At 74.7% G+C, this 269-nt stretch carries 1 protein-coding gene; it reads left to right on the forward strand.

Annotated elements, in window-relative coordinates; all coding sequences use genetic code 11:
- A partial coding sequence (locus G3I40_RS03050; protein ID WP_164300585.1) for a histidine kinase dimerization/phosphoacceptor domain-containing protein occupies window positions 1-269 on the forward strand: 269 nt, incomplete at both ends.

A 269-nucleotide genomic window follows, 5' to 3' on the forward strand; every position in this document is an offset into this window, starting at 1 on the left:
GTTCTCGGTGAACGGGCGCGCATCGCCCGGGAGTTGCACGACATCGTCGCCCACCACATCTCGACGATCTCGGTCCAGGCGGAGACCGCCCGCTACACCACCCCCGGCCTCACCGACCAGGGCGCCGCCTCGTTCCTGGCGATCGGCGACACGGCCCGGCTCGCCCTCACCGAGATGCGCCGGCTGCTCGGCGTGCTGCGCGAGGACGTCCCCGAGGCCGCCGCCGAGACGCGGGCCCCGCAGCCCGGGCTCGACCAGCTGCTGGCGCT

It is taken from the genome of Streptomyces sp. SID14478 (genome assembly GCF_010548525.1).
In the GTDB taxonomy this organism is placed as follows: Bacteria; Actinomycetota; Actinomycetes; order Streptomycetales; family Streptomycetaceae; genus Streptomyces.